Below are 1,145 nucleotides of genomic sequence, written 5' to 3'. Positions count from 1 at the left end.
ACGACCACGCGCTTGACGCCGGCGACGAGATCCATCGCGCCGCCCATGCCCTTGACCATCTTGCCGGGGATCATCCAGTTGGCGAGATCGCCGTTCTGGGCCACCTGCATGGCGCCGAGGATCGACAGATCCATGTGGCCGCCACGGATCATGCCGAAGGAATCCGCGCTCGAGAAATACGAAGTCGACGGCAGTTCGCTCACGGTCTGCTTGCCGGCGTTGATGAGATCGGCGTCCTCTTCGCCCTCGTACGGGAACGGGCCCATGCCGAGCATGCCGTTCTCGCTCTGAAGGCTGACGTCCATGCCGTCCGGGATGTAGTTCGAGACCAGCGTCGGGATGCCGATGCCGAGATTGACGTAATAGCCGTCACGCAGTTCCTTCGCGGCGCGCGCAGCCATCTGTTCACGAGTCCAGGCCATCTTAGTCTCCTGATCTCAAGCTGCCGTGCGCGGGCGGGTGTTGCGGAATTCGATGCGCTTCTTGGCCGTTCCGACCTCGACGATGCGCTTGACGAAAAGACCGGGCGTGTGGATGTGGTCGGGATCGAGTTCGCCGGCCGGAACCAGATGCTCGACCTCGGCCACCGTGACCTTGGCGGCCGTCGCCATCATCGGGTTAAAGTTGCGCGCGGTCTTGCGGTAGATGAGGTTACCTGCAGTGTCGCCCTTCCAGGCGTGGACGATGGCGAGGTCGGCGAACAGGCCGCGCTCCATCAGGTATTTCTGTCCGTCGAATTCTTTCACTTCCTTGCCTTCGGCGATCAGCGTGCCGACGCCGGTCTTGGTGTAGAAGGCCGGAATGCCGGCGCCGCCCGCGCGGATGCGCTCGGCCAGCGTGCCCTGAGGATTGAATTCGAGTTCCAGCTCGCCGGCGAGGAATTGCTGGGCGAACAGCTTGTTCTCCCCGACATAGGACGAGATCATCTTCTTGATCTGGCGGGTTTCGAGCAGGCGGCTGAGGCCAATGCCGTCGACGCCGGCATTGTTTGAGACCACCGTCAGGTCCTTGACGCCGGAGTCGCGGATCGCGTCCGACAGCGTCTCGGCGATGCCGCAGAGGCCGAAGCCGCCCGACATGATCATCATGCCGTCTTTCAGAACGCCCTCGAGAGCCGACTTGGCGTCGGGATAGACCTTGTTCAT

Annotated in this window: 2 protein-coding genes; both read right to left on the bottom strand. The window is 62.8% G+C overall.

The window, feature by feature from the left end:
• The coding region (locus AC0L3S_RS39060) for a CoA-transferase (RefSeq protein WP_473285275.1) at positions 1 to 422 on the bottom strand (422 nt) is incomplete at its 3' end.
• Positions 423 to 437: 15 nt separating this feature from the next.
• Positions 438 to 1,145 (bottom strand): CoA transferase subunit A, encoded by a 708-nt coding sequence (locus AC0L3S_RS39055; RefSeq protein WP_007596238.1) that lies wholly within the window; start codon positions 1,143 to 1,145, stop codon positions 438 to 440.

It is taken from the genome of Bradyrhizobium sp. Ken01 (genome assembly GCF_055807355.1).
Note: the sequence above shows the minus strand (reverse complement) of the source record. Positions and strands in the feature narration are given on the sequence as shown.

Bases quoted from the DNA above. Each gene is read 5' to 3' on its own strand.
- AC0L3S_RS39055 (WP_007596238.1), bottom strand. From the start codon at position 1,145: ATGAACAAGGTCTATCCCGACGCCAAGTCGGCTCTCGAGGGCGTTCTG.